The organism is Massilimicrobiota sp. SW1139, assembly GCF_012027715.1.
In the GTDB taxonomy this organism is placed as follows: domain Bacteria; phylum Bacillota_I; class Bacilli_A; order Erysipelotrichales; family Coprobacillaceae; genus Allocoprobacillus; species Allocoprobacillus merdigallinarum.
Genome location: NZ_SJOR01000003.1, coordinates 37,572 through 60,441, shown reverse-complemented (window position 1 = coordinate 60,441; position 22,870 = coordinate 37,572). Strand labels below are relative to the sequence as shown.

The following is a 22,870-nucleotide window of genomic DNA, read 5'->3' as shown; positions in this document are numbered from 1 at the left end:
GGTAATTTATGGGAAAAATAACAGGATTTTTAGAGTTTGAAAGAGAAGATAACTTAACTCAATCACCAGAAACAAGAATTGCTGGTTTTCAGGAATTTCACATCCCTCTTTTGGATGAAAAACGTCGCCAACAGGGAGCTCGTTGCATGAACTGCGGTGTTCCATTTTGTCAGTCAGCCATTGAAATCAATCATATGGTTACAGGTTGTCCTTTACATAATCTGATTCCAGAGTGGAACGATGAAATCTTTCATCATAATGATGAACGTGCACTCTCACGTCTGTTAAAAACAAATCCCTTCCCAGAGTTTACAGGACGTGTCTGTCCGGCTTTATGTGAAAAAGCATGTATATGTGGATTGCATGGAGAAGCTGTAACGATTAAAGATAATGAATTATTTATTATTGAAAAGGCTTATCAGAATCAATTGATGAAAGCTGAAAAATCATCTGTATGTTCATTTAAAAAAGTTGCGGTTGTAGGAAGTGGTCCAGCGGGATTAACAGTAGCTTATAAGTTAAATCAACGTGGACATCAGGTCAGTGTTTTTGAAAAAGATGATCGTTTAGGAGGATTGCTGATGTATGGTATTCCTCAAATGAAACTTGAAAAACAAATTATTGAACGTCGTATTCAATTGATGAAAGAAGAAGGTGTTCAATTTTATACGAATGTTCATGTTGGAAAAGATTTGACGAAGGAAGATTTGTTGAAGGATTATGATGCGATTGTTTTATGTTGTGGAGCGAAAAAAGCACGTGATTTAAATGTGGTAGGTAGAGAAGCCAAAGGCATTTATTTTGCAGTGGATTTTTTAAAAAGCACAACACAGGATATATTGAATCAAACTTCTTGTCGTATTGATGCCAAAGGAAAGCATGTCGTTGTTGTAGGAGGTGGAGATACGGGTAATGACTGTGTTGGAACATGTATTAGACAAGGATGTGCATCAGTTACACAGCTGGAAATGATGCCCTCTCCGTCTCATCAAAATACACGTCCATGGCCAATGTGGCCAGATGGATTGAAGACAGACTATGGACAGGAGGAAAGTCAGGTTGTTTTTAAGAAAGATCCACGTGTTTATGCAACAACAATTAAAGAATGTATCGAAGAAGAGGGACAACTCAAAGCTGTCAAAACGATTCAGGGGAGAATGGTTGATGGTCAATGGGTTGAAAAAGAAGATAGCGAAAAAATAGTGAAAGCAGATTTGTTGCTGATTGCAGCAGGATTTGTAGGTATTGAAGATGATATTAAAGAGCAGTTTGATTTATCTGTGAATCAACGTCAGGTTGTCATGACAATGCCAAAGAGCTATGCGACAAAGGAAGAGAAGATTTTCGTTGCAGGGGATATGCATCGCGGTCAATCTCTTGTTGTCTGGGCTATTGCGGAAGGAAATGAATGCGCCAAAGAAGTGGATCGATATTTAATGGGATATAGTTATATGAATGAATAGAGTTAGGGGGTCTATGATATGAATTCAGGGGATATTGGTTTTATGTTGATATGCAGTGCTCTGGTGTTGCTGATGACACCAGGACTTGCTTTCTTTTATGGGGGACTTGTTCGCCGTAAAAATGTTGTTAATACAATGATGACATCTGTTTTTGTCATTGGTATTGCAGCTATTATGTGGGCATTATTTGGATACTCACTGGCTTTTGGAAATGATCATTTTGGAATTATTGGAGATTTTAGCTGGTTAGGTTTACAGGGCATTGAAAGAAGTACAACAGATTATGTTTCTACAATTCCTCATTTAGAATTTGCCATTTTTCAAATGATGTTTGCCATCATTACACCTGCTTTAATAACGGGGGCAGTTGCTGGACGTATGAAATTTAAAGCTTTGTTTTTGTTTATTATTCTTTGGTCAGTCATTGTTTATTATCCAATGGCTCATATGGTTTGGGGCCTTGGAGGTTTTTTAGCAAAGATTGGCTCAATAGACTTTGCTGGTGGGAATGTTGTCCATATCAGTTCTGGTGTCAGTGCATTAGTTTTATGTATTGTACTAGGAAAACGCAAAGACTATTTACGCGTACAATATCATGTTCATAACATTCCATTTGTTGTCTTGGGAGCCAGTTTACTGTTGTTTGGATGGTTTGGTTTTAATGCAGGCAGTGCCTTACAGGCTAATGAATTAGCTGTACATGCCTTTATAACAACAGGTTTATCAGCAGCAGCTGGAATGCTGTCATGGATGGGTATGGATGTATGGATGAGTGGAAAACCAACACTGGTAGGAAGTGTAACAGGTATGGTTGTGGGTCTTGTTGCCATTACCCCGGGAGCAGGATATGTTCCTATTTGGGCATCAATCATTATTGGGCTTGTTGGAAGTCCTATTTGTTATCTGATGATTTCTAAAGTGAAACAGAAATTGGGCTATGATGATGCTTTGGATGCTTTTGGATGTCATGGTATTGGCGGTATCTGGGGTGGTATTGCGACTGGATTGTTTACACAAACGTCTATTAACGATGTTGCCAGATGGAATGGTTTGTTCTTTGGAGATACACAATTATTCATAGCACAAATCATCAGTATCGTTGTTACGATTGCTATAGCGGTGGTTGGAACTTTCATTTGTATAGCCATTGTCAGATGTTTCACAACACTTCGTGTTTCTAAACAGGAAGAACAAAAAGGATTGGATATTTCTGAACATCAGGAAAATGCATATCCATCTTTTAATGGATTGGATTAGGAGGACAGTGAATATGATCAAAATTGAAGCGATTGTGAGAGAAGAAAAATATGAAGAAGTGAAAGAAGCACTTGCTCGTATTCATGTGAATGGTATGACAGTTTCTCAGGTAATGGGATGTGGCACACAGCATGGCTATACAGAGTATGTTCGTGGACAGGAAGTTGAAGTCAATATGTTGCCAAAGATTAAATTTGAAATTGTTGTCAGCAGTGAAGAATGGGCTGAAAAAACAATTGAAGCCATTTGCCAGGCGGCTTATACTGGAGAAGTTGGAGATGGAAAAATCTTTACATATAGATTGAAAGATGCTATCAAGATTCGTACGCGAGAAAAGGATGAAAAAGCAATTAATGAGTTGTGATTAATAAATTAAAATTATGATAATAAAAAATTATAAAAAATATCTTGATAATTTATTAAAATTTGACTATACTATACAAGAACTAAGGAAAGGAATGAGAAATATGATGACGACACTAACGATGAAAACAATTCAATGTAAGACTTCTCTTTTCTCATTTTTTTATATTTCTTAAAAACATATCATGATTGATATGTTTTTTTATGATACAAGGAGGTAACGATGAAAGCATATTTGATATTAGAAGATGGTCATGTCTTTGAAGGTGAGCACTTTGGAGGACATAAAGAAGTTATAAGTGAATTTGTTTTTAATACATCTATGACGGGATATTTAGAAGTTTTAACAGATCCTTCTTATGCTGGACAAAGTGTAGTCATGACATATCCATTGATAGGAAACTATGGAGTTTGTTTAGATGATCAGGAGTCAAATCAACCTTATGTAGAAGGTTTTGTTGTCAATGAACTGGCAAGATTAGGTAGTCATTTTAGAAAAAATATGGATTTAGAAGATTATTTGAAGAAACATGATATTGTGGGAATTCAAGGTGTTGATACACGATATATTACAAAATTAATCAGAAATAAGGGTTGTATGAATGGTTTGATTACAACACATCATTATGATGATATCAGTGAAGTGTTAAAACGTATTCATGATTATAAAGTGACAGGGGTTGTGGAGAAAACAACATGTTCAAAGCCTTATGTTTTAGGACAAGGACAATATAAAGTGGCTTTATATGATTTTGGTGCGAAGAAAAATATTGCAAGAGAGTTGGTAAATAGAAATTGTGAAGTAACTGTTTTTCCAGCCAATACAACTGCTCAAATTATTCTTGATGGAAATTTTGATGGGATTATGCTTTCAAATGGCCCTGGGGATCCAGCAGAATGTCATGAAATCATTGAAAATGTGAAGATATTAAGTCAAAGTGGCATTCCTATTTTTGCAATCTGTTTAGGGCATCAGTTGATGGCTTTGGCGCACGGATTTGAAACAGAAAAGATGACTTATGGTCATCATGGCGCCAATCATCCAGTTAAAGACTTAAACACAAATCGTGTGTATATTTCTACACAAAATCATAATTATGTAGTGAAAGATGAATCTTTAGATCCACAGGTTGCAAAAATGTGGTTCCAAAATGTCAATGATGGAACATTGGAAGGTATTGAATATTTACAAAAACCTATTAAAACAGTGCAGTTTCATCCAGAAGCATGTGCTGGACCATTAGATACATCATATTTATTTGACGAATTTATCAAAATGATGGGAGGAAATCAAAATGCCTAGAAATCATGATATTCAAAAAGTCTTGGTTATTGGGTCTGGACCAATTATTATTGGACAAGCTGCTGAATTTGATTATGCAGGAACACAAGCTTGTCGTGCTTTAAAAGAAGAAGGAATAGAAGTTGTTTTAATTAATTCCAATCCAGCTACAATTATGACGGATAAAGATATTGCGGATAAGGTTTATATTGAGCCATTGACTGTTCCTGTTGTCAAACATTTAATTGAAGTGGAAAAGCCAGATAGTATTTTACCTACACTTGGTGGACAGAATGCTTTAAACATAGCGATGGCTTTGGCTGATGAAGGATTCTTAGAAAAACATCATGTCCGTACGATTGGAACTTCAACAGATACAATCAAACTGGCTGAAGATAGATTAGAGTTTAAAACATTAATGGAAAAGATTGGCGAACCATGTGCTGCTTCAATTGTCGTGAATCATGTAGATGAAGCCATTGAGTTTGCGAATAAAATTGGTTATCCAGTTGTTGTTAGACCAGCATATACATTGGGTGGAACTGGTGGCGGAATTGCTCATAATGAAGAAGAATTACATCATATTTGCTCTAATGGATTGCGTTTATCACGTGTGAGTCAGTGCCTCATTGAAAAAAGTATTGCTGGATGGAAAGAAATTGAATATGAAGTGATGCGTGATGGACATGGTAACTGTATTACAGTATGTAATATGGAAAACCTTGATCCAGTTGGTGTACATACGGGAGATAGTATTGTTGTGGCACCAAGTCAAACTTTATCTGATAAAGAATATCAGATGTTAAGAAGTTCAGCTTTAAATATTATTACAGCGCTTAATATTCAAGGTGGATGTAATGTGCAGTATGCTTTAAATCCAGATAGTTTTGAATATTGCGTTATTGAAGTTAATCCACGTGTTTCGCGTTCTTCAGCTTTAGCTTCAAAAGCAACAGGTTATCCAATCGCCAAACTGGCAGCGAAAATTGCTTTAGGTTATACATTGGATGAAATTAAAAATGCAGTTACTGGAAAAACATATGCTTCTTATGAACCGACGTTAGATTATATTGTTTGTAAGATTCCAAAATGGCCATTCGATAAATTTGTTGGGGCATCTAGAAAACTAGGAACGCAGATGAAAGCCACTGGAGAAGTCATGAGTATTGCTCATAACTTTGAAGGAGCTTTTATGAAAGCTTTACGTTCTTTAGAACAGAACATTTATGATTTACATATTCCTGAAGTCGATGGACTTTCATTAGATGAATTAAAAGTCAAATTAAAAGATGTTGATGATCATCGTATCTTTGTAGTAGCACAGGCTTTAAGACAAGGAATGAGTGAAGCAGAAATTCATGATATAACACGTATTGATTGCTGGTTTATTGATAAAATCAAACATCTTGTTGAAGTAGAAAATCAATTAAAAACACAGCCATTAACTGTTGAATTATTAAAACTTACTAAAAGATTAGAATTCCCAGATCACATTATTGCTAAGTACACAAATCATACAACTCAAGATATTCATCAAATGAGATTAGATCATCATATCGAAGCTGTTTATAAAACAGTAGATACATGTGCTGCTGAATTTGATGCAACAACACCTTATTATTATTCTGTATATGGAGAACATAATGAAGTTGATCCTCGTGATGATAAAAAGAAAATTATGGTTTTAGGTTCAGGACCAATCCGTATTGGACAAGGGATAGAGTTTGATTATTGTTCTGTTCATTGTGTCTGGGCTTTAAAAGAAGCAGGATATGATACAATCATCGTCAACAATAACCCAGAAACAGTATCGACAGACTTTGATATTGCTGATCGTTTATATTTTGAACCATTGACACCAGAAGATGTAGAAAGTATTGTGCGTTTAGAAAAACCAGATGGTGCCATTGTACAATTTGGTGGACAAACAGCCATCAAGCTTACAAAAGCTTTAATGGAAATGGGAGTTCCTATTTTAGGAACATCAGCTGATAACGTTGATGCAGCAGAAGACCGTGAAAGATTTGATGAAATCTTACAGCGTTGTGATATAGATCGTCCAAGAGGTTCAACAGTTTTCACAACAGAAGAAGCTTTAGAGGTTGCTAATCGTTTAGGATATCCAGTGCTTGTCAGACCATCTTATGTCTTAGGTGGAGCAGGTATGGAAATAGCGTTAAATGATGGTGACATCAAGAAATTTATGGAAATCATCAATCGTCAATATCAGGAACATCCTATCTTGATTGATAAATATTTATCTGGTAAAGAAGTTGAAGTCGATGCTATCTGTGATGAACATGGTGTATTGATTCCAGGTATCATGGAACACGTCGAACGTGCAGGAGTGCATAGTGGAGATAGTATCTCAGTATATCCACCACAAAAGATTAAACAGGAAATTAAAGATGTGATTGTGGATTATACACAAAGACTAGCAAAAGCGTTACATGTCATTGGATTGATTAACATTCAATTTATTGTTTATGAAGATCAGGTATATGTCATTGAAGTCAATCCACGTTCTTCACGTACTATTCCTTATATTTCTAAGGTTACTGATATCCCTGTGGTAGATGTCGCAACACATGTCATTATGGGAAAAACAATCAAGGAACAAGGATATGAATATGGATTGGCTAAAGAAAAAGAAACAGTGGCTATTAAGATGCCAGTCTTCTCATTTGAAAAGATTACTGGTGCAGAAATCAGCTTAGGCCCTGAAATGAAATCTACAGGAGAAGTTTTAGGTGTGTCTAAAGACTTTGATGAAGCCATTTATAAAGCATTTATTGCGACAGGTATTGATTTACCAAAGAAAAAGAATATTATCTGTACGATTAAAGATAGTGCCAAAGAAGAATTCTTACCAATTGCAAAACAATATCATAAGTTTGGTTATGATATTTATGCAACAATTGGAACATTTACGTATCTTATTGAACATGGAATTCCTGCTCATCTTGTCAATTACATTGCTGATAAGAAAAATACAATCTTTGATTTAATGTTAACTGATACAGTTGATTTAATCATTGATATACCAACAAGAAACAATAATTTAAAAGATGGATTTATGATTCGTCGCTTTGCGGTAGAAGCAGGTATTCCAATTTATACATCATTGGATACAGCCCAAGCATTAATCAATTGTCTTGAAAAAAGACATCAAGGAAATACATCACTTATTGATATTACAAAAATTTAATAAAAGAAAAATGGGTGTCATATTTTGGTGACATCCATTTTTATCTGTAATAAAAAAGACTCCATATAAAGAGTCTAAAATTATTGATGCAGTTTTTCTGTTTTTTTGAAGAATACAAAACCAATGAAGAACATGATAGCTAATGAACCTACACCTATATTCATCATACCTGTAACTTGAGAAATAAGGGAAACAAGAGTTGTTCCCATGAATGATGCCCCTTTACCACAAATATCATACAAACCAAAATATTCACCAGAACGATTGGCTGGAATGATTTTAGCATAGTAAGAACGTGATAACGATTGAATGGCTCCTTGAAAGATTCCAACACCAACAGCTAAAATCCAGAATTGATATTGTTGTTGAAGAGTGATTCCATATAATGCAATAAGGAAATAAGCAAAGATACATATTTTGATGAGTTTTGTATTTTCAATAGAAGAACTTAATTTTCCAAAGATTAAAGCAGCTGGGAAAGCAACAATTTGAGTCAATAATAAAGCAAGTAATAAACCTGTTGTATCTAAACCTAAAGCTGTTCCATAAGCTGTTGCCATATCAATGATGGTATAAACACCATCTATGTAGAAAAAGAAAGCAATCAAAAAGAATAAGACTTTAGGATTCTTTTTTAAATCTACAAAGATATTTTTTAAACGTAGAAAACTCGCTTTAACATAATGGTTTTCTTTTTCTAAATAATATGTTTGATGATATCCTAGAATTAAAGGAACTGACAATAATAACCACCATAAGGCAATCAAAAGAAAACAAATGCTCATGGCTGTTTCCATTGTTAATGAAAGTTTTTCATAGAATAATACAAGGGCTAAGCTGGCTATAAAAGGTATACAGCTCCCAATGTATCCCCAGGCATATCCTTTAGCAGAAACATTATCCATACGTTCTGGAGTTGTAATATCTATAAGCATAGAATCATAAAAAACAAGACTTAATGAATAAGCAGATTTTGCAATCACAAATAAACATAAAAACCATAACCACGATGAAGTAAATCCAAGTAAAATACAACCCAATGCGCCAATGAGTAAAGCAACCATGAACAGCTTCTTTTTCCATCCTTTAAAATCAGAAGCAGTTCCTAATATAGGACCAAGAATAGCTGTAATGATTGTAGCTATAGATGTTGCATACCCCCAAAAAGCTAAATAGTTTGTTTCAGAGATATGTGCACTGTCAGCTAAGAAATTAAAATAAATAGGCATGATTGTAGATACAAGTAATGTAAAAGCAGAGTTTCCAATATCATACATAATCCACTTCTTTTCTAAAGATGTTGTTTTAGATGTCATATTCTTTCTCCTTTTCATACGATAATACTGGAATATTTTCCCAACCTTCTTGAGCACTGTAATGTGCTAAAAAATCATGACTGAGTGGTTCGTTTTTTGTTAAGTATGTATAATAATTTTCACTGAGTTCAAGACAGTGTGGAATGGCTTTTTTCATTAATTTTTCTAAACGTAGATTACTATCTTTACATGCTTCGTGGTCTTTTTGATCCATCAACAATCCACGATAACCTTTATATTTACCTGAAATCAATAAAAAGACTTTCACTAATGTTCTGATGAATGGATTATGACTTGCTAGAAAACGATTATATGTTTTCATGGATTTTAATGTTGATAAAATCTGTTGAACACTAAATTGATTAAAAAAAGTTTGAATCACTTTGGCATTTTCCATAGTGGGATGTAAATGCTGAGTTAAATCTGTATATAACGGTTTTTGATGATTCTTGATCAATAAATATTTATCCATTTCACATTCAATTAAGGAATGTGAAACGTGTGAAGCTTGCATTTTCTTTTCAATATAACTATGACATTCATAGTCCAATGCAAAATGAGCAATAAAACCTAACATATAGGCTATTTTGGCTTCTTTATGACTTTTTTCTAAAATAACATGACGAGAATTTTCAAATAAGTCATAAGCTTTTTGTTTATGCATGGCACTTCCCCAACGATTTAAATCATTATGATGATAAATCTGATAATAGAAAAAAATATCAGGACCATGTAAACCTATTTCATAAAGTTCAATATTGTCTTGAATGATTTTTTGAAGATGGGGTGAATAAACTTTTTTCATTTCTTCCCCAAAACAATAATGTGTATATATGGCTGGCATATATTCCCCTCCTAACGTGTATATATTACCACAAAAATATTAAAAGAATGTAAAAAATACTTAAAAAAATTGTAATATTCATATGATTAAAGAGATAAAAAGATCATCATAAGTATGAATCCTATGATGATCTCGATTATTGAATGACTGAAAGTTGTTGGATAAATGATTGTAAATCCTCTAGGCTAGGATGTGATAATGCCTGATCAAAATTTTCAATCATAGGAATAAATTTTTCCGGCTGTTTTTGTGCCATTTGTTCATAACGTTGTCTGACACTCATAGGCATTTTTCCTTGACACATAAATTGTCCCACAATTTGATTATCATCAGGAATATGAGTTTGGACACGTTTTAAAATACCATCAAAATATTCTTGACTACCACCAAAACCAGCAGTTCCAAATAAAAAGATTTTTTGATGATGGAGTTGTTTTAAATAATCCTGAATTGATTCATCACATGTTCCTTTATCTGTCCAGAAACCAACAAAAATATAATCAGCCATCAATGGTGCCAAGTCAGCCTTTCCATAATAACAACATTCTCCTTTTATATGATTTTTAATAGTTTCAGCCAACATTTGTGTATTTCCTGTTGGACTTGAAAAAATAATAGCATATTGCATAGAAATATCCTCCTTTTTTATGACGATATTATATGAATTCGTGTGAATGTTGTCAAATGAAATAAATTAAGTAAATATTAAGGAATTTTTCGTAGAATTGGTTTATAATGGTAGCTAAGTAAGGGTATAGTTTTAATAAGTCGTTATGTTATGGAGGTAGTCATGAAAAAAATTGTCATAGGGATACTCTCTTTTATGTTTATGTTAACAGGATGTCAATCACAAGACAAGGAAGCTCCTGTTTTAACATTAACAAAATCAAGAGTTCAAATAGCATTAAATGATACATTTGATTATAGTCTTTATATTGAAAAGGCCAGCGATTCACAAGATGGTGATTTAATGGATCAGGTGAGCTACAGTGATATAGATACATCTTCAGTAGGGAAGAAAACTGTCCATTATTCTGTCGAAGATCAGGCTGGAAATAAAGCTCAAAAGGATTTGATTGTAGATGTTGTGGAATATGTGGGAGATTTGATTAATCCTATCACAGCACAGGCGGATATTGTTGAAAATCCTGATGATGTGACTGTTCTTGTCAATAAGTTACATGAAATACCTGAGGGATGGAAGCCTGATGATTTAGAAAAAGTGATTGATTGTAGCCAAAAGTTGCGTCATGAAGCGAATCAGGCATACACGCAATTTTATCAGGCAGCCAAAGAAAAAGGCATTGAAATTTATACTATCTCAGGCTATCGTGAACCAGAAACACAACAGCTTTACTGGGATAACTCAGTGAAAGTTTTTGGCGAGGAACATGCGATTCAATATAATGCCTATCCTCGTCGTAGTGAACATGAACTAGGCTTATGTGTAGATATATCCTATACTATGGATGGAGATCGTTTAAGTGAAAAAGTGGCTGATAGTCCACTGGGAAAATTCATTGAAAGTGATGCTTATAAATATGGCTTTATTTTGCGTTATCCTCAAGATAAAGTGCGTATTACAGGTTATGGGTATGAACCATGGCATATTCGTTATGTAGGTGTAGATTTAGCTACACAATTACATCAGGAAAACAAAACGTTAGAAGAATATTATGAAGGTTAAGGAGAAAAATATGACAACAGCAAAATTTTATAAAGTATCTTATCAACAATTTGAGGAAGCTTATTTAGATTATGATGCACATGCTTCCAAACAACAGATTCAATCTGTTTATGATTCTATTCAATTACCTAAACGTGCGACTAAAGGCTCAGCGGGATATGATTTTTATACACCTATTCATATATGCTTAAAGCCACAGGAAACAATCAAGATTCCAACTGGTATTCGTTGTGAAATGAATGAAAGATGGGTTTTAATGATTTATCCTAGAAGTGGACTAGGATTTAAGTATCGTCTACAATTAAACAATACAGTGGGAGTTATTGATAGTGATTATTTTTATTCAGATAATGAGGGGCATATCTTTATTAAGATGACAAATGATACAAATGAAAATAAAACTGTTGAAGTCTTACCTGGACAAGGAATTGCTCAAGGAATCTTTATGCAATATGGTCTTGTTGAAGATGATGATGCAAATGAGATTCGTAATGGTGGATTTGGGAGTACAACCAAATAAATGAAAAAGATTATCCAATTATTGATATCTGTTTTATTGATTTCTGGTTGTCAAAATACACCAAAAAAAGAAAAAGTTCAGGAACCAAAAAAAGATGATACAGTTTCGTTTGTCGCCGTTGGGGATAATTTAATGCATCAAAGATTATTGGATGAAGCAAAAACGGATGATGGTTATGATTTTTCATCCTACTATACAAACATAAAGCCATATATTGAACAGGCTGATTTGGCTTTTGTCAATCAGGAAACAATATTAGGTGGGGGCAAAGCATCTGGCTATCCTTATTTTAATACTCCTGATGCTATGGCAAAGAATTTACATGATGTTGGGTTTGATATTGTCAATGGTTCTACTAACCATGCTTTAGATCAAGGATATGAAGGAATCCAGCATTCTATCCAGGTTTTTAAAAATTATCAGGATATGCATTATATTGGGTTATATCAGTCTCAAGAAGAACGTGATCAGATCCAGGTTGTTGAAAAAGATGGTTTACGTATAGCTTTTTTGGCATATAATCAGATGTTAAATTATACAGAAGATTATCCATCTTATTGTATTAATGATTTTGATGAAGAAAAAATGAAAAACGATGTAGAAAATGCAAAGGAAATCAGTGATATTGTGATTGTATCTTGTCATTGGGGTATTGAAAATGATATGGAGCCACAACCATTTCAAAAGAAAAATGCGAAGTTTTTAGCTGATTTAGGTGTTGATATCGTTTTAGGAACACATACGCACACTTTACAGCCTGTAGAATGGATTGAAGGTCAAGATGGTCATAAAACACTTGTAGCATATAGTTTGGGTAATTTTATTAGTGGAATGTTAGAAGAAGATTCTCAATTAGGTGGAATGCTGACATGTGATTTTAAAAAAGATGGAAGTGAGTGGTCTATTCAAAATGTCACTTTAGTACCACTTATGAATCATTATGAAACAACGAATCAAAAGAATATCATTGATACAAGAGAGAAATTTACAGTATATAGATTAAAAGATTATACAGATGAACTTGCTAAAAAACATGCTTTACAAGGATACAATGGGATAACAATTTCAAAAGAACGCATGCAAGAAAAAGTAAAAGAAAGAGTAGGAAGTCATATTCAAATTGATATGTAGGGAACAGAAATGTTCTCTTTTTAAATACAATGATTATAGGAGATTTTGTAAGTGGTGATTTTGTTGAATAGCTTATCTTCTGTTGATGTAATATGGGATATAGGAGAAAAAATATGGCTAGAAAGAAAATACCTTCAATTGATGAATTAAGAGATTATCGAGAAAAGCAAGAGGCTTATCTTCAAGATTGTATTAAGAATCATAAAACATTTGTTATAACTGGTCCAAAATTTCAAGGAGAGAATATTTGGGTAGCTAAAAGTACCTTGCCTTTAATGGAAGCTACCAAAGAAGTTGGTGCATCTTTTGAGGAAATATGGCAATTATGTCGTAAATTAGCAACTCTAACACATGCTCCCATAACAAAAAAAGAATATGAAAGAATGATTCCTTTTTCTAAAAAACCACATACAGTCGATACAGTTTTGCAATTTTTAGAAACAAATATTCCTCAATATAACCAGAAAAGACACTGTTTAGATTTTGATATTGTTGCCTATTTTTATTGTTATGCATTGATTTCACTTTCAGATTATAGACAAGAAGATTGTCAAAAACAATTATGGTATGCTGTTGATGACTTTATGGAAAGAGATCGAAATATGGCTATGGTTTTATTAAGAAACATGAAAGTTTTAGAACCGATACGTCCGTTTTTAACACCAATGAAAGAAAAGTTGGAAAAAGCAACAGAAAGTTAAATATATTTATTGAAAAATAAAGATGAAATAAAAACATATATGTGAGAAGGAATGTCAATAGGAATGTGTATTGGAACATCACTAGGAGTCATTATAGGACTGTTTACTGATAACATTCCTATATGTATATGTTTTGGGATAAGTATAGGTTTATGTGTTGGTTTAGGAATAGGTTCTTTAATCAAAAAATAAGTGGTAGTTTAAAATTATAAAAAGGAATGATAAGATTGAAAACAGAAAAAGAAAAAATGATTTCTGGAGAAAAATATAATCCTGCTAATCCCAGACTTGTTCTTGAACGAGCACGAGCAAATAGAATATGTACTAAGTATAATAAAAGAAGTTTTAATGAGATCAATATGAAATCACGATTAATGAGAAAATTAATAAATACTAACGGAAAATTTTGGATTAAAGCTCCATTTTTTTGTGATTATGGATATAATATTTTCATTGAAAAAAATGTTATGCTTAATTATGGTTGTGTAATATTAGATGTTTGCCCTGTAAAAATAGGAGAGCATACTTTAATAGGACCAAATACCCATATTTATACAGCTTGTCATTCATTAGTTCCAGATGAAAGAATTTCAGATATTGAATTTGGCAAACCTGTAACTATTGGTAAAAATGTATGGATTGGAGGAAATTGTACTATTTTACCGGGAGTGACTATTGGGGATAATTCGGTTATTGGTGCTGGAAGTGTTGTAACAAAAGATATTCCAAACAATTCTATAGCAGTAGGCAATCCGGCAAAAGTGAAATCAAAAAATGAGTGATATAAATTAAAATACTATTAGTAGGTGATAGAAGAAATGAGTAAATTTGTATTTACCGGTGATATTAGAAATAATGTATGTTATGGGTTAATGTATGGTGCAGCGAAAATGGGAATGCATTTTGTTGCATTAGGACCTAAAGATTTACATATTGATGATGAAGTTCTTCATTATTGTCAAGAACAAGCAAAATTATCAAATGGTAAAATTGAAGTCTTAGATAATATTGAAGAAGCTGTTAAAGATGCTGATGTTATTTATACTGATATATGGGTGAGTATGGGTGAAGATGAGAGCTTGTATAAACCTAGAGTTGAAATGTTATCACCATATAAGGTGACTATAGATATGATGAAAAAAACAGGGAAATCATCCACACTCTTTATGCATTGTTTACCATCTTTTCATGACTTTGAAACAGAAGTTGCTTCTATGAAGCAAAAAGAAGGTATTGATATTAGAGAAGTTGAAGATGAAGTCTTTAGATCATCACAGTCAGTTGTTTTTGATGAAGCAGAGAACAGAATGCATACAATCAAGGCAGTTATTGTCTCTACTCTTGTAGGACATATAGATATTATAGATATTTAGGTAAAATAAAGAAAAGAGGCATGGCACTTAAAGATGAATAATTCAAATCTTTATTTGTCATAACCTCTTTTTTATTATCTAAACATTTACATATTTGAGTTTTTTATAACCTTTATTTTATGCGTGAAAATTCACACTTAAAGTGACAAATCATAAAAAATGTACTCTATCCCTAAGTGAGCTGGAACTATTGTAAAGCTTTATGAAAGAGGTTACTATGTATATGCAAGATATATCGAGGGAGGAAAAAAAGATATGATGCAAAAAATTCAAAGATTCGGAGGAGCGATGTTTACGCCAGTATTACTATTCGCGTTTGCTGGGATAGTTATTGGTATTGGAACATTGTTTACTACGGAAGCGATTATGGGGAGTCTAGCAGCTCCTGAGGGTTTATGGTATCAATGCTGGAATGTCATCTTACAAGGTGGATGGACAGTATTTAACCAATTACCATTATTGTTTGTTGTAAGTTTACCTATTGGATTAGCAAAAAAACAACAAGCAAGATGTTGTATGGAAGCCTTAGTACTTTATCTCACTTTCCAATATTTTCTAAGCACAATATTAAGTCAATGGGGATCTACATTTGGTGTGGACTTTAGCTTAGAAGCTGGCGGAACAAGTGGTTTAGCAATGATAGCAAGTATTAAGACATTGGATATGGGGATGATAGGTGCTTTAGCTATTTCTGGTATAGTGATTGCATTGCATAACCGTTTCTTTGATACTGAATTACCTGAATGGCTAGGAACATTTAGTGGTTCATCATTTGTTGTTATTGTTGGATTCTTTGTATTAATTCCTGTTGCATTTTTAGCAGCATGGTTATGGCCTATGGTTCAATCAGGAATGAGAAGTTTCCAAGTATTTATTTCTTATGCAGGATCTATTGGTGTATGGGTATTTATATTTATGGAACGTATTTTAATTCCATTTGGATTACACCATCTATTATATTTCCCATTCTTCTATGATTCAGCTATTGTTAATGGTGGTATTTATTCTACATGGGCAAATCAACTTCCTGCTTTAGCAGCAAGTAGTGAGTCATTAAAAACACTAGCTCCTTATGCATGGCCAACTTTAACTGGTTTATCTAAGATATTTGGATGTACTGGTATAGCTCTTGCATTCTATTCAACTGCGAAAAAGTCAAAGAAAAAACAAATTGCTGGTTTGTTGATTCCTATTACTTTAACTGCAATTTTCTGTGGTGTTACAGAACCAATAGAATTTACATTCTTATTTATTGCCCCTGCTCTATTTGTCGTTCATGCTGTATTAGCTGCAACACTTTCTACAGTTGCTAATGCACTAGGTGTAGTTGGTGTATTATCAGGTGGTTTGATTGAGATGTCAGCTCTTAACTTTATTCCGTTAATGTCATCTCATTGGCAAACATATTTAACTTTATTATTAGTAGGACTTGTCTTTGTAGGAATATACTTTGTTGTCTTTAGATTCTTAATCTTGAAGTTTGACTTCAAAACTCCTGGTAGAGAAGATGATGAAGAAGATATTAAATTCCATACAAAAGCAGACTTTAAAGAAAAACAAGCAGAATCTAAACAAGGAAGTTTAGAAGAAAAAATCTTAGAAGCTTTAGGTGGAAAAGACAATATTATTGATGTTACAAATTGTGCAACACGTTTGCGTGTTAATGTTAAAGATGAAACATTAGTAAAAAGTGATTCATATTTTAAATCTATCGGTACACATGGTATTAAAGCAACAAAAAACAATATTCAAGTTATTGTTGGTTTAAAAGTTGCAAGTGTAAGAGAAGATTTTGAAAAATTATTGTAAAAGAAAGGTGAAGATCATGGCTCGAAAAAGCAAAAACAATAAGGAATATCAAAAACTAAACAAATATTTTATGATTGCAAAAGTGTTTTTATTAGCAACTCCTTTAATTTGTTATTTCTATATTTTATTACAATCATCAATGTTAGGTTCAAGTTTTCAAGAAATACTTGTTCAAAATCCACAAGTAACAATTATATTTTTAATCGCAATGATAAATCCTTATATTGCTTATATAGTTAAACTTATTCAAAAACATTTAGAACAGAAAGATTATCAATTTAGTTGTCTTAATATGGCTATATTATTAGTAGCACAAATTCTAACATTCAATGTGTTTTATTTCTTTATGTTATTGTATGTGTTTATTCGAGCTATTCGCTATTATGATATTCAACTTTTAAATAGTTTAAGAAAAATAACAATCAAACAAACATTGTTTAATGGTGGAGGAAGTTTGTTTGTCTTGTTAATAAGTGGTATCAGCTTATTTTCAACAATAAAATTAATGTAGAGGAGAAAAGAAAAAATGGAAAAGAAGTATTCAGTAACAGTTGCTGGTGGAGGAAGCACATTTACACCAGGTATCGCATTATTATTATTAGATCATCAAGATCGTTTCCCAATTAGAAAAATCACATTCTATGATAATTTTGCTGAACGTCAAGAAACAATTGCAAAAGCATGTGAAATCTATTTAAGAGAAAATGCACCAGAAATCGAATTTAATTATACAACAGATCCTGAAACAGCATTTACAGATGTAGATTTTGTTATGTGTCATATTAGAGTTGGATTATATGCAATGCGTGAAAAAGATGAAAAAATCCCATTGAAATATGGAGTTGTAGGACAAGAAACATGTGGTCCTGGAGGTATTGCATATGGAATGAGAAGTATTGGTGGAGTTATTGAAATCTTAGATTATATGGAAAAATATTCACCAAATGCATGGATGCTAAACTATTCAAATCCAGCTGCAATTGTTGCAGAAGCAACAAGAAGATTAAGACCAAATTCTAAAATTTTAAATATCTGTGACATGCCAATTGACTTAGAAGAAAAAATGGCTAGCATGGTTGGATTAAGTTCACGTAAAGAAATGTCAGTAGGATATTATGGATTAAACCACTTTGGATGGTGGCATAAAATTGAAGATAAAGATGGAAATGATTTAATGCCAGCTATTAAAGAACATATGAAAGCTAATGGATTTGCAGATGCATTATCTAAAACAAATCAACATGTTGAACAAAGTTGGATAGAAACATTTGCAAAAGCAAAAGATGTATATGCTTTAGATCCAGATACAATTCCTAATACTTATTTAAAATATTATTTATTCCCAGATTATGTAGTAGAACACTCTAATCCAGAATATACAAGAGCTAATGAAGTTATGGATCATAGAGAAAAAATTGTATTTGGTGCATGTAGAGATATTATTGAAAAAGGAACTGCTAAAGATTGTGGATTTGAAGCTGATGCACATGCTGAATATATTGTGGATCTTGCTTGTGCAATTGCTAAAAACACAAAAGAAAAAATGTTATTAATTGTGCCAAATGAAGGTGCTATTGAAAACTTTGATAGAACAGCTATGGTAGAAATTCCATGTATAGTAGGATCAAATGGATATGAAAGAATTGTACAAGGTGCAATTCCACAATTCCAAAAAGGTTTAATGGAACAACAAGTTTCTGTAGAAAAATTAACAGTAGAAGCATGGATCGAAGGAAGCTATCAAAAATTATGGCAAGCAATTACTTTATCAAAAACTGTACCAAGTGCAAAAGTAGCTAAACTTATCTTAGATGATCTTATTGAAGCAAATAAAGGTTATTGGCCAGAATTAAAATAATATGGGATTCTTTAGTAGAAAGAAAACAAAAGCAATCTATGCTTTTGCAAACGGGAAAACAGTAGATATTAAAAATGTACCAGATGAAGTTTTTGCAACAAAAATGATGGGAGATGGAATAGCAATTATTCCTCAAGAAGGGAAAATATATGCTCCAATATCAGGCAATGTAAAAATGATTATGGAAAATAGCCAACATGCTGTTGGTCTTGTAAGTGAAGATGATATAGAAATATTGATACATGTTGGTTTAGATACAGTCAATCTTAATGGTGAAGGATTTGAAACACATGTTAAAGTTGGTGATCATGTAGAAAAAGGAACTCTTCTTATCAGTTATGATAAAGAGTCTTTAAATAATAAAGATATAAATGATATTACAATGCTTGTGTTAACAGATCCAGGGCATTATCAATATACAAAGTTTTATACAGACATGGCAGTAAAAATTAAAGAATCTCCTATTATAGAGTATAAATAGAGGTACGGATTTATTCCTACCTCTTTTTGCATCTACAATTCATTTCAAGAGTATGTTATGATATATGAAGGAGATAGGGGGGGATAGAATGCAATTAGAAGAACTAATTAATAAGAACTATAGTCAACTCAATGAAAATGATTTATATATTTGGAAATATATATCTACCCATCGGAAAGAATGTGAAAATATATCAATAAATCAACTTGCTGATTATTGTCATGTATCAAGAACAACAATTCTACGTTTTTCTAAAAGATTAGGTTTAAAAGGATTTACGGAATTAAAGGTTTTATTAAAAATAGATAATAATATAAGTAAATATTGTCTAGATGGCGTTGATACACTTTATAAAACATATAGTCAATATCTAGAAGATATTAAAAATAAAGATATGATCCATGTTATTGAGTCAATGATATCTGCAAAAAATATATATGCTTGTGGAACTGGGAGTGTACAAAATCATGTTGTATCTGAAATGAAAAGATCATTTTTGGAAGTAGGGAGGATGATTTATAGTATTCGTTCTTTAGCAGATGAAATAAATGCCTTTGAAGAGGTTATTGATAAAGACGATTTCGTTATTTTGGTTTCTCATTCTGGAGAAAATGAAAAAATAATTTCTTTTGCAAAAAAATTAAAAGCAAAAGGAGTTCAAACTATGGCAATTACTTCAAAGAAAAATAATACTTTATTACAAATTGTAGATTATCCATTTTATGTTGTAGTACCTACAATAGCTAATCCCCTTGGACCAAGACATGAAGGATTAGTAAGTTATTTTTTATTAATTGATTTCTTATTAGTGAAATATCTAGATTATTATGAAAGGATTAAAATATAATGACATTAACAGAACTAGTCAATGAACATTATAATGAATTAAACGAAAATGATCTTTATATATGGCAATATATATGTCATCATAAAATAGAATGTCAAAATATGTCTATACATGAATTAGCACGTTCATGTAATGTTTCTCATACAAGTATTACACGTTTTACTAGAAAAATTGGTTTAGATGGATATAGCGAGTTAAAAGTCTATTTAAAATGGAGTACACAACAAAAATCAACATTTAATCATCAAATTCTTTCTAACATACCTATGGAATTGAAAAGAACTATAGATCATATATACGATTTGGATTTAGATCGAATACTATTAATGATAGATACTGCAAGACATATTTATATATGTAGTTCTGGAGAGGTTCAAAGACATGTTGCACAGGAATTAAAAAGAGAATTTACATATTGTAAAAAAATATTTTATGTTATTGAGGGAGATACAGAAATAGATAACATTTTAGCTAATGTGACCAGTGAAGATCTTTTTATTTTAATTTCTTTATCTGGGAATAATGAAAAGATTGCATTAATTGCGAAAGTTCTTGCAAAAATGAAAGTACAATGTATAGGTATTGCATCAGGGCATCACAATTTGCTTGCTCAGCATGCGAGTGAATATATTTCATTTGAATCTACTGGGTTTGAAACAGGTTTTCTACCACGCACTTATCATGCGACAAGTCATTTCTTTATTATAGTGGATATGTTATTTTTGAAGTACTTGCAATTTTGTTCTTTAAAAGATGAATATAAAGTGTGAATTTACAATAATCTATTTGATTAATAAGATCTGATGATAAAATCACAATTCAACCAATTATCAGGTTGTAAAAACAAAGAATTCTAGAAAACTATTAATTTCTAATGTTAAATTAACATAAGAAGAATTTTAAGGGCTTGATTACGCATTAAATCTATAGATATAGATGATATGAATAATTTGAAAATCAATCTTTTGATCAGAACTAAAAATAGACATAGTCACAGGACTATGTCTATTTTTAAAGTCTATATAAAAATGATTTGAGTGTATATTCATTGTTTTTTAAATACCAACAATAAAATACAGCATGTGCATCTGGATCTGTAATAGGAATAATTTTACGATTCGTTGGTACACCTTCTAAGTTCATCATAATGTCTGAAGTAAATGAAGGTAAAGAAGAAAGTTCTATAAGATCATAGAATACTGTTCTATCCTGTTGAACAAGAAATTTTGTATTAGGCATTGTCTTTTTATGCATATCATTCCAAAATCCTATATTTGACATTAATAACATTCTTCCTCCATCCATCTCCTTTAATGTTAGAGATTTTCTTGAAGGGGAATAAATTATGGTTTTATGGGCTGGTAGATTTCAAAAAGAATTAAATGCAAATGTCAATGCATTTAATTCTTCCCTATCATTTGATGCGAGATTATATAAACATGATATTATGGGAAGTCTTGCACATGCGAATATGTTATATCATCAAGGGATTATAGATGAAATCAGTTATCAAGAAATCAAACAAGGATTAAATGATATCTTAAATGATATCAATACACATCGATTGGTATTTGATGAAACTGCTGAAGATATTCATATGTTTATAGAAAGTGAACTAACAAAAAGATATCCTAACAATGGTAAAAAGCTCCACACTGCAAGATCTAGAAATGATCAAGTTGCATTAGATTTAAGATTGTATGCAAGAGATGAAATACAAGATATTAAAAATATGTTGAAAGATTTGATACACACATTATGTTACCAATCTTCAAATCATCTCTATACATATATGTGTGGTTATACCCATTTACAACGTGCTCAACCGATTACCTTTGCTCATCATCTTATAGCATATGCACAAATGTTTTATCGTGATATAACAAGATTAGGAGATTGTTATAAACGTATGAATGTTTCACCATTAGGTTCAGGTGCATTGGCAACAACAACATATCCTATTGATAGATATTTTGTTGCACAACAATTAAACATGGATGATATCACTTATAATTCATTAGATGGAGTTAGTGATCGAGATTATGCTATTGAATTATGTCATGCTCTAGCAATCATTATGATGCATTTATCAAGATTGAGTGAAGAAGTGATTTTATGGAGTTCATGGGAATATAAGTATATTGAATTAGATGATGCTTATGCAACAGGATCAAGCATTATGCCACAAAAGAAAAATCCGGATATTGCAGAACTTGTAAGAGGAAAAAGTGCAAGAGTAATCAGTGATGTATCAACTCTACTGACTATGATGAAAGGATTACCTCTTGCCTATAATAAAGACATGCAAGAAGATAAAGAAGCTTTATTTGATGCTATTGATACTGTAAAACTTTGTTTGCCTGTTTTTAACGATATGTTAAAAACAATGAAAGTCAATGTAGAACAAATGAGAACCTTTGCAGCAAAAGGCTTCATTAATGCAACAGATTGTGCAGATTATTTAACAAAGAAAGGTTTAGCATTTAGGGATGCTTATTATATTACTGGAAAATTAGTATCTTATTGTATAGAAAGCAACTATGTTTTAGAAACATTACCATTAGAAATCTATCAATCATTTCATGAACTGTTTCAAGAAGATATATACCACGCTGTGTCATTAGAAACATGTGTGAATAATAGAAATGTTGTAGGTGGTCCAGCTCCAGAAACAGTGAAAAAGAGTATTGAAATGATGAAAAATCAATTGGGGGAAAAATGTGTTTAATT

Annotated in this window: 23 protein-coding genes; 19 read left to right on the top strand and 4 right to left on the bottom strand. The window is 32.1% G+C overall.

Annotated elements, in window-relative coordinates; all coding sequences use genetic code 11:
• Positions 1-8: 8 nt before the first annotated feature.
• The 5 genes from E0K96_RS02645 (at position 9) to carB (ending at position 7,573) form a co-directional block, all read left to right on the top strand.
• Positions 9-1,463, top strand: coding sequence for a glutamate synthase subunit beta (locus E0K96_RS02645; protein ID WP_168080979.1), 1,455 nt, complete (start codon positions 9-11; stop codon positions 1,461-1,463).
• 18 nt (positions 1,464-1,481) lie between these two features.
• Positions 1,482-2,720, top strand: a complete 1,239-nt coding sequence (locus E0K96_RS02640; RefSeq protein ID WP_168080977.1) for an ammonium transporter — start codon at positions 1,482-1,484, stop codon at positions 2,718-2,720.
• 13 nt (positions 2,721-2,733) lie between these two features.
• Positions 2,734-3,084, top strand: a complete 351-nt coding sequence (locus E0K96_RS02635; RefSeq protein WP_168080975.1) for a P-II family nitrogen regulator — start codon at positions 2,734-2,736, stop codon at positions 3,082-3,084.
• Between the two features lie 222 nt (positions 3,085-3,306).
• The gene (locus E0K96_RS02630; protein ID WP_168080973.1) at positions 3,307-4,386 is read left to right on the top strand and encodes a carbamoyl phosphate synthase small subunit; all 1,080 of its coding nucleotides are present in this window, start codon (positions 3,307-3,309) and stop codon (positions 4,384-4,386) included.
• Positions 4,379-7,573: a carbamoyl-phosphate synthase large subunit gene (gene carB / locus E0K96_RS02625; protein WP_168080971.1), complete on the top strand. Its 3,195-nt coding sequence runs from the start codon at positions 4,379-4,381 to the stop codon at positions 7,571-7,573. Before E0K96_RS02630 ends, carB begins: the two co-directional genes overlap by 8 nt.
• An 80-nt stretch (positions 7,574-7,653) precedes the next feature.
• Here carB and E0K96_RS02620 read toward each other — a convergent pair whose 3' ends face one another.
• From E0K96_RS02620 to bilS, 3 genes are all read right to left on the bottom strand, one after another.
• Positions 7,654-8,889 carry an MFS transporter gene (locus E0K96_RS02620; protein WP_168080969.1) on the bottom strand — a complete coding sequence of 412 codons (1,236 nt, stop codon included), beginning with the start codon at positions 8,887-8,889 and terminating at the stop codon, positions 7,654-7,656.
• Positions 8,879-9,733 (bottom strand): zinc dependent phospholipase C family protein, encoded by an 855-nt coding sequence (locus tag E0K96_RS02615; RefSeq protein WP_087244749.1) that lies wholly within the window; start codon positions 9,731-9,733, stop codon positions 8,879-8,881. The genes E0K96_RS02620 and E0K96_RS02615 overlap by 11 nt, the downstream gene beginning before the upstream one ends.
• A gap of 136 nt (positions 9,734-9,869) precedes the next feature.
• A complete protein-coding gene (gene bilS, locus E0K96_RS02610; protein ID WP_087304536.1) occupies positions 9,870-10,361 on the bottom strand; it encodes a flavodoxin family protein BilS in 492 nt (163 codons plus the stop codon).
• Between the two features lie 162 nt (positions 10,362-10,523).
• Between bilS and E0K96_RS02605 the strand changes: the two genes are divergently transcribed.
• From E0K96_RS02605 to E0K96_RS02545, 13 genes are all read left to right on the top strand, one after another.
• Positions 10,524-11,420 (top strand): D-alanyl-D-alanine carboxypeptidase family protein, encoded by an 897-nt coding sequence (locus tag E0K96_RS02605; protein ID WP_168080967.1) that lies wholly within the window; start codon positions 10,524-10,526, stop codon positions 11,418-11,420.
• Between the two features lie 10 nt (positions 11,421-11,430).
• On the top strand, positions 11,431-11,940 hold the full coding sequence (locus tag E0K96_RS02600; protein WP_087297395.1) for a dCTP deaminase/dUTPase family protein: 510 nt from the start codon (positions 11,431-11,433) through the stop codon (positions 11,938-11,940).
• A complete protein-coding gene (locus E0K96_RS02595) occupies positions 11,941-13,071 on the top strand; it encodes a CapA family protein (RefSeq protein WP_168080965.1) in 1,131 nt (376 codons plus the stop codon). It abuts the gene before it with no gap.
• Between the two features lie 113 nt (positions 13,072-13,184).
• Entirely contained in the window at positions 13,185-13,772 is a 588-nt protein-coding gene (locus E0K96_RS02590; RefSeq protein ID WP_168080963.1) for a hypothetical protein, read from the top strand.
• A 51-nt stretch (positions 13,773-13,823) separates the two neighbouring features.
• Positions 13,824-13,964, top strand: coding sequence for a hypothetical protein (locus E0K96_RS02585; RefSeq protein WP_168080961.1), 141 nt, complete (start codon positions 13,824-13,826; stop codon positions 13,962-13,964).
• A gap of 26 nt (positions 13,965-13,990) precedes the next feature.
• Positions 13,991-14,554, top strand: a complete 564-nt coding sequence (locus E0K96_RS02580; protein ID WP_168080959.1) for a sugar O-acetyltransferase — start codon at positions 13,991-13,993, stop codon at positions 14,552-14,554.
• A 36-nt stretch (positions 14,555-14,590) separates the two neighbouring features.
• Entirely contained in the window at positions 14,591-15,145 is a 555-nt protein-coding gene (locus E0K96_RS02575) for a Rossmann-fold NAD(P)-binding domain-containing protein (protein WP_240924411.1), read from the top strand.
• Between the two features lie 255 nt (positions 15,146-15,400).
• The gene (locus E0K96_RS02570; RefSeq protein ID WP_168080957.1) at positions 15,401-16,954 is read left to right on the top strand and encodes an alpha-glucoside-specific PTS transporter subunit IIBC; all 1,554 of its coding nucleotides are present in this window, start codon (positions 15,401-15,403) and stop codon (positions 16,952-16,954) included.
• A 16-nt stretch (positions 16,955-16,970) separates the two neighbouring features.
• Complete coding sequence (locus tag E0K96_RS02565) at positions 16,971-17,465, top strand: hypothetical protein (protein ID WP_168080955.1); 495 nt, start codon at positions 16,971-16,973, stop codon at positions 17,463-17,465.
• A 15-nt stretch (positions 17,466-17,480) separates the two neighbouring features.
• Positions 17,481-18,812 carry a 6-phospho-alpha-glucosidase gene (locus E0K96_RS02560; protein ID WP_168080953.1) on the top strand — a complete coding sequence of 444 codons (1,332 nt, stop codon included), beginning with the start codon at positions 17,481-17,483 and terminating at the stop codon, positions 18,810-18,812.
• A 1-nt stretch (position 18,813) separates the two neighbouring features.
• Positions 18,814-19,293: a PTS sugar transporter subunit IIA gene (locus E0K96_RS02555; RefSeq protein WP_168080951.1), complete on the top strand. Its 480-nt coding sequence runs from the start codon at positions 18,814-18,816 to the stop codon at positions 19,291-19,293.
• An 88-nt stretch (positions 19,294-19,381) separates the two neighbouring features.
• Positions 19,382-20,140: a MurR/RpiR family transcriptional regulator gene (locus E0K96_RS02550; protein ID WP_168080949.1), complete on the top strand. Its 759-nt coding sequence runs from the start codon at positions 19,382-19,384 to the stop codon at positions 20,138-20,140.
• Positions 20,140-20,910, top strand: coding sequence for a MurR/RpiR family transcriptional regulator (locus tag E0K96_RS02545; RefSeq protein WP_168080947.1), 771 nt, complete (start codon positions 20,140-20,142; stop codon positions 20,908-20,910). The genes E0K96_RS02550 and E0K96_RS02545 overlap by 1 nt, the downstream gene beginning before the upstream one ends.
• 241 nt (positions 20,911-21,151) lie before the next feature.
• On the opposite strand, the gene E0K96_RS02540 is transcribed toward E0K96_RS02545, so the two are convergent.
• Complete coding sequence (locus tag E0K96_RS02540; protein ID WP_240924410.1) at positions 21,152-21,430, bottom strand: hypothetical protein; 279 nt, start codon at positions 21,428-21,430, stop codon at positions 21,152-21,154.
• Between the two features lie 55 nt (positions 21,431-21,485).
• Between E0K96_RS02540 and argH the strand changes: the two genes are divergently transcribed.
• Positions 21,486-22,868, top strand: coding sequence for an argininosuccinate lyase (gene argH, locus E0K96_RS02535; protein ID WP_206080547.1), 1,383 nt, complete (start codon positions 21,486-21,488; stop codon positions 22,866-22,868).
• Positions 22,869-22,870 lie beyond the last annotated feature (2 nt).

Coding starts and splice junctions, on each gene's coding strand:
- E0K96_RS02645 (WP_168080979.1), top strand. CDS start 9: ATGGGAAAAATAACAGGATTTTTAGAGTTTGAAAGAGAAGATAACTTA.
- E0K96_RS02640 (WP_168080977.1), top strand. CDS start 1,482: ATGAATTCAGGGGATATTGGTTTTATGTTGATATGCAGTGCTCTGGTG.
- E0K96_RS02635 (WP_168080975.1), top strand. CDS start 2,734: ATGATCAAAATTGAAGCGATTGTGAGAGAAGAAAAATATGAAGAAGTG.
- E0K96_RS02630 (WP_168080973.1), top strand. CDS start 3,307: ATGAAAGCATATTTGATATTAGAAGATGGTCATGTCTTTGAAGGTGAG.
- carB (WP_168080971.1), top strand. CDS start 4,379: ATGCCTAGAAATCATGATATTCAAAAAGTCTTGGTTATTGGGTCTGGA.
- E0K96_RS02620 (WP_168080969.1), bottom strand. CDS start 8,889: ATGACATCTAAAACAACATCTTTAGAAAAGAAGTGGATTATGTATGAT.
- E0K96_RS02615 (WP_087244749.1), bottom strand. CDS start 9,733: ATGCCAGCCATATATACACATTATTGTTTTGGGGAAGAAATGAAAAAA.
- bilS (WP_087304536.1), bottom strand. CDS start 10,361: ATGCAATATGCTATTATTTTTTCAAGTCCAACAGGAAATACACAAATG.
- E0K96_RS02605 (WP_168080967.1), top strand. CDS start 10,524: ATGAAAAAAATTGTCATAGGGATACTCTCTTTTATGTTTATGTTAACA.
- E0K96_RS02600 (WP_087297395.1), top strand. CDS start 11,431: ATGACAACAGCAAAATTTTATAAAGTATCTTATCAACAATTTGAGGAA.
- E0K96_RS02595 (WP_168080965.1), top strand. CDS start 11,941: ATGAAAAAGATTATCCAATTATTGATATCTGTTTTATTGATTTCTGGT.
- E0K96_RS02590 (WP_168080963.1), top strand. CDS start 13,185: ATGGCTAGAAAGAAAATACCTTCAATTGATGAATTAAGAGATTATCGA.
- E0K96_RS02585 (WP_168080961.1), top strand. CDS start 13,824: ATGTCAATAGGAATGTGTATTGGAACATCACTAGGAGTCATTATAGGA.
- E0K96_RS02580 (WP_168080959.1), top strand. CDS start 13,991: ATGATAAGATTGAAAACAGAAAAAGAAAAAATGATTTCTGGAGAAAAA.
- E0K96_RS02575 (WP_240924411.1), top strand. CDS start 14,591: ATGAGTAAATTTGTATTTACCGGTGATATTAGAAATAATGTATGTTAT.
- E0K96_RS02570 (WP_168080957.1), top strand. CDS start 15,401: ATGATGCAAAAAATTCAAAGATTCGGAGGAGCGATGTTTACGCCAGTA.
- E0K96_RS02565 (WP_168080955.1), top strand. CDS start 16,971: ATGGCTCGAAAAAGCAAAAACAATAAGGAATATCAAAAACTAAACAAA.
- E0K96_RS02560 (WP_168080953.1), top strand. CDS start 17,481: ATGGAAAAGAAGTATTCAGTAACAGTTGCTGGTGGAGGAAGCACATTT.
- E0K96_RS02555 (WP_168080951.1), top strand. CDS start 18,814: ATGGGATTCTTTAGTAGAAAGAAAACAAAAGCAATCTATGCTTTTGCA.
- E0K96_RS02550 (WP_168080949.1), top strand. CDS start 19,382: ATGCAATTAGAAGAACTAATTAATAAGAACTATAGTCAACTCAATGAA.
- E0K96_RS02545 (WP_168080947.1), top strand. CDS start 20,140: ATGACATTAACAGAACTAGTCAATGAACATTATAATGAATTAAACGAA.
- E0K96_RS02540 (WP_240924410.1), bottom strand. CDS start 21,430: ATGTTATTAATGTCAAATATAGGATTTTGGAATGATATGCATAAAAAG.
- argH (WP_206080547.1), top strand. CDS start 21,486: ATGGTTTTATGGGCTGGTAGATTTCAAAAAGAATTAAATGCAAATGTC.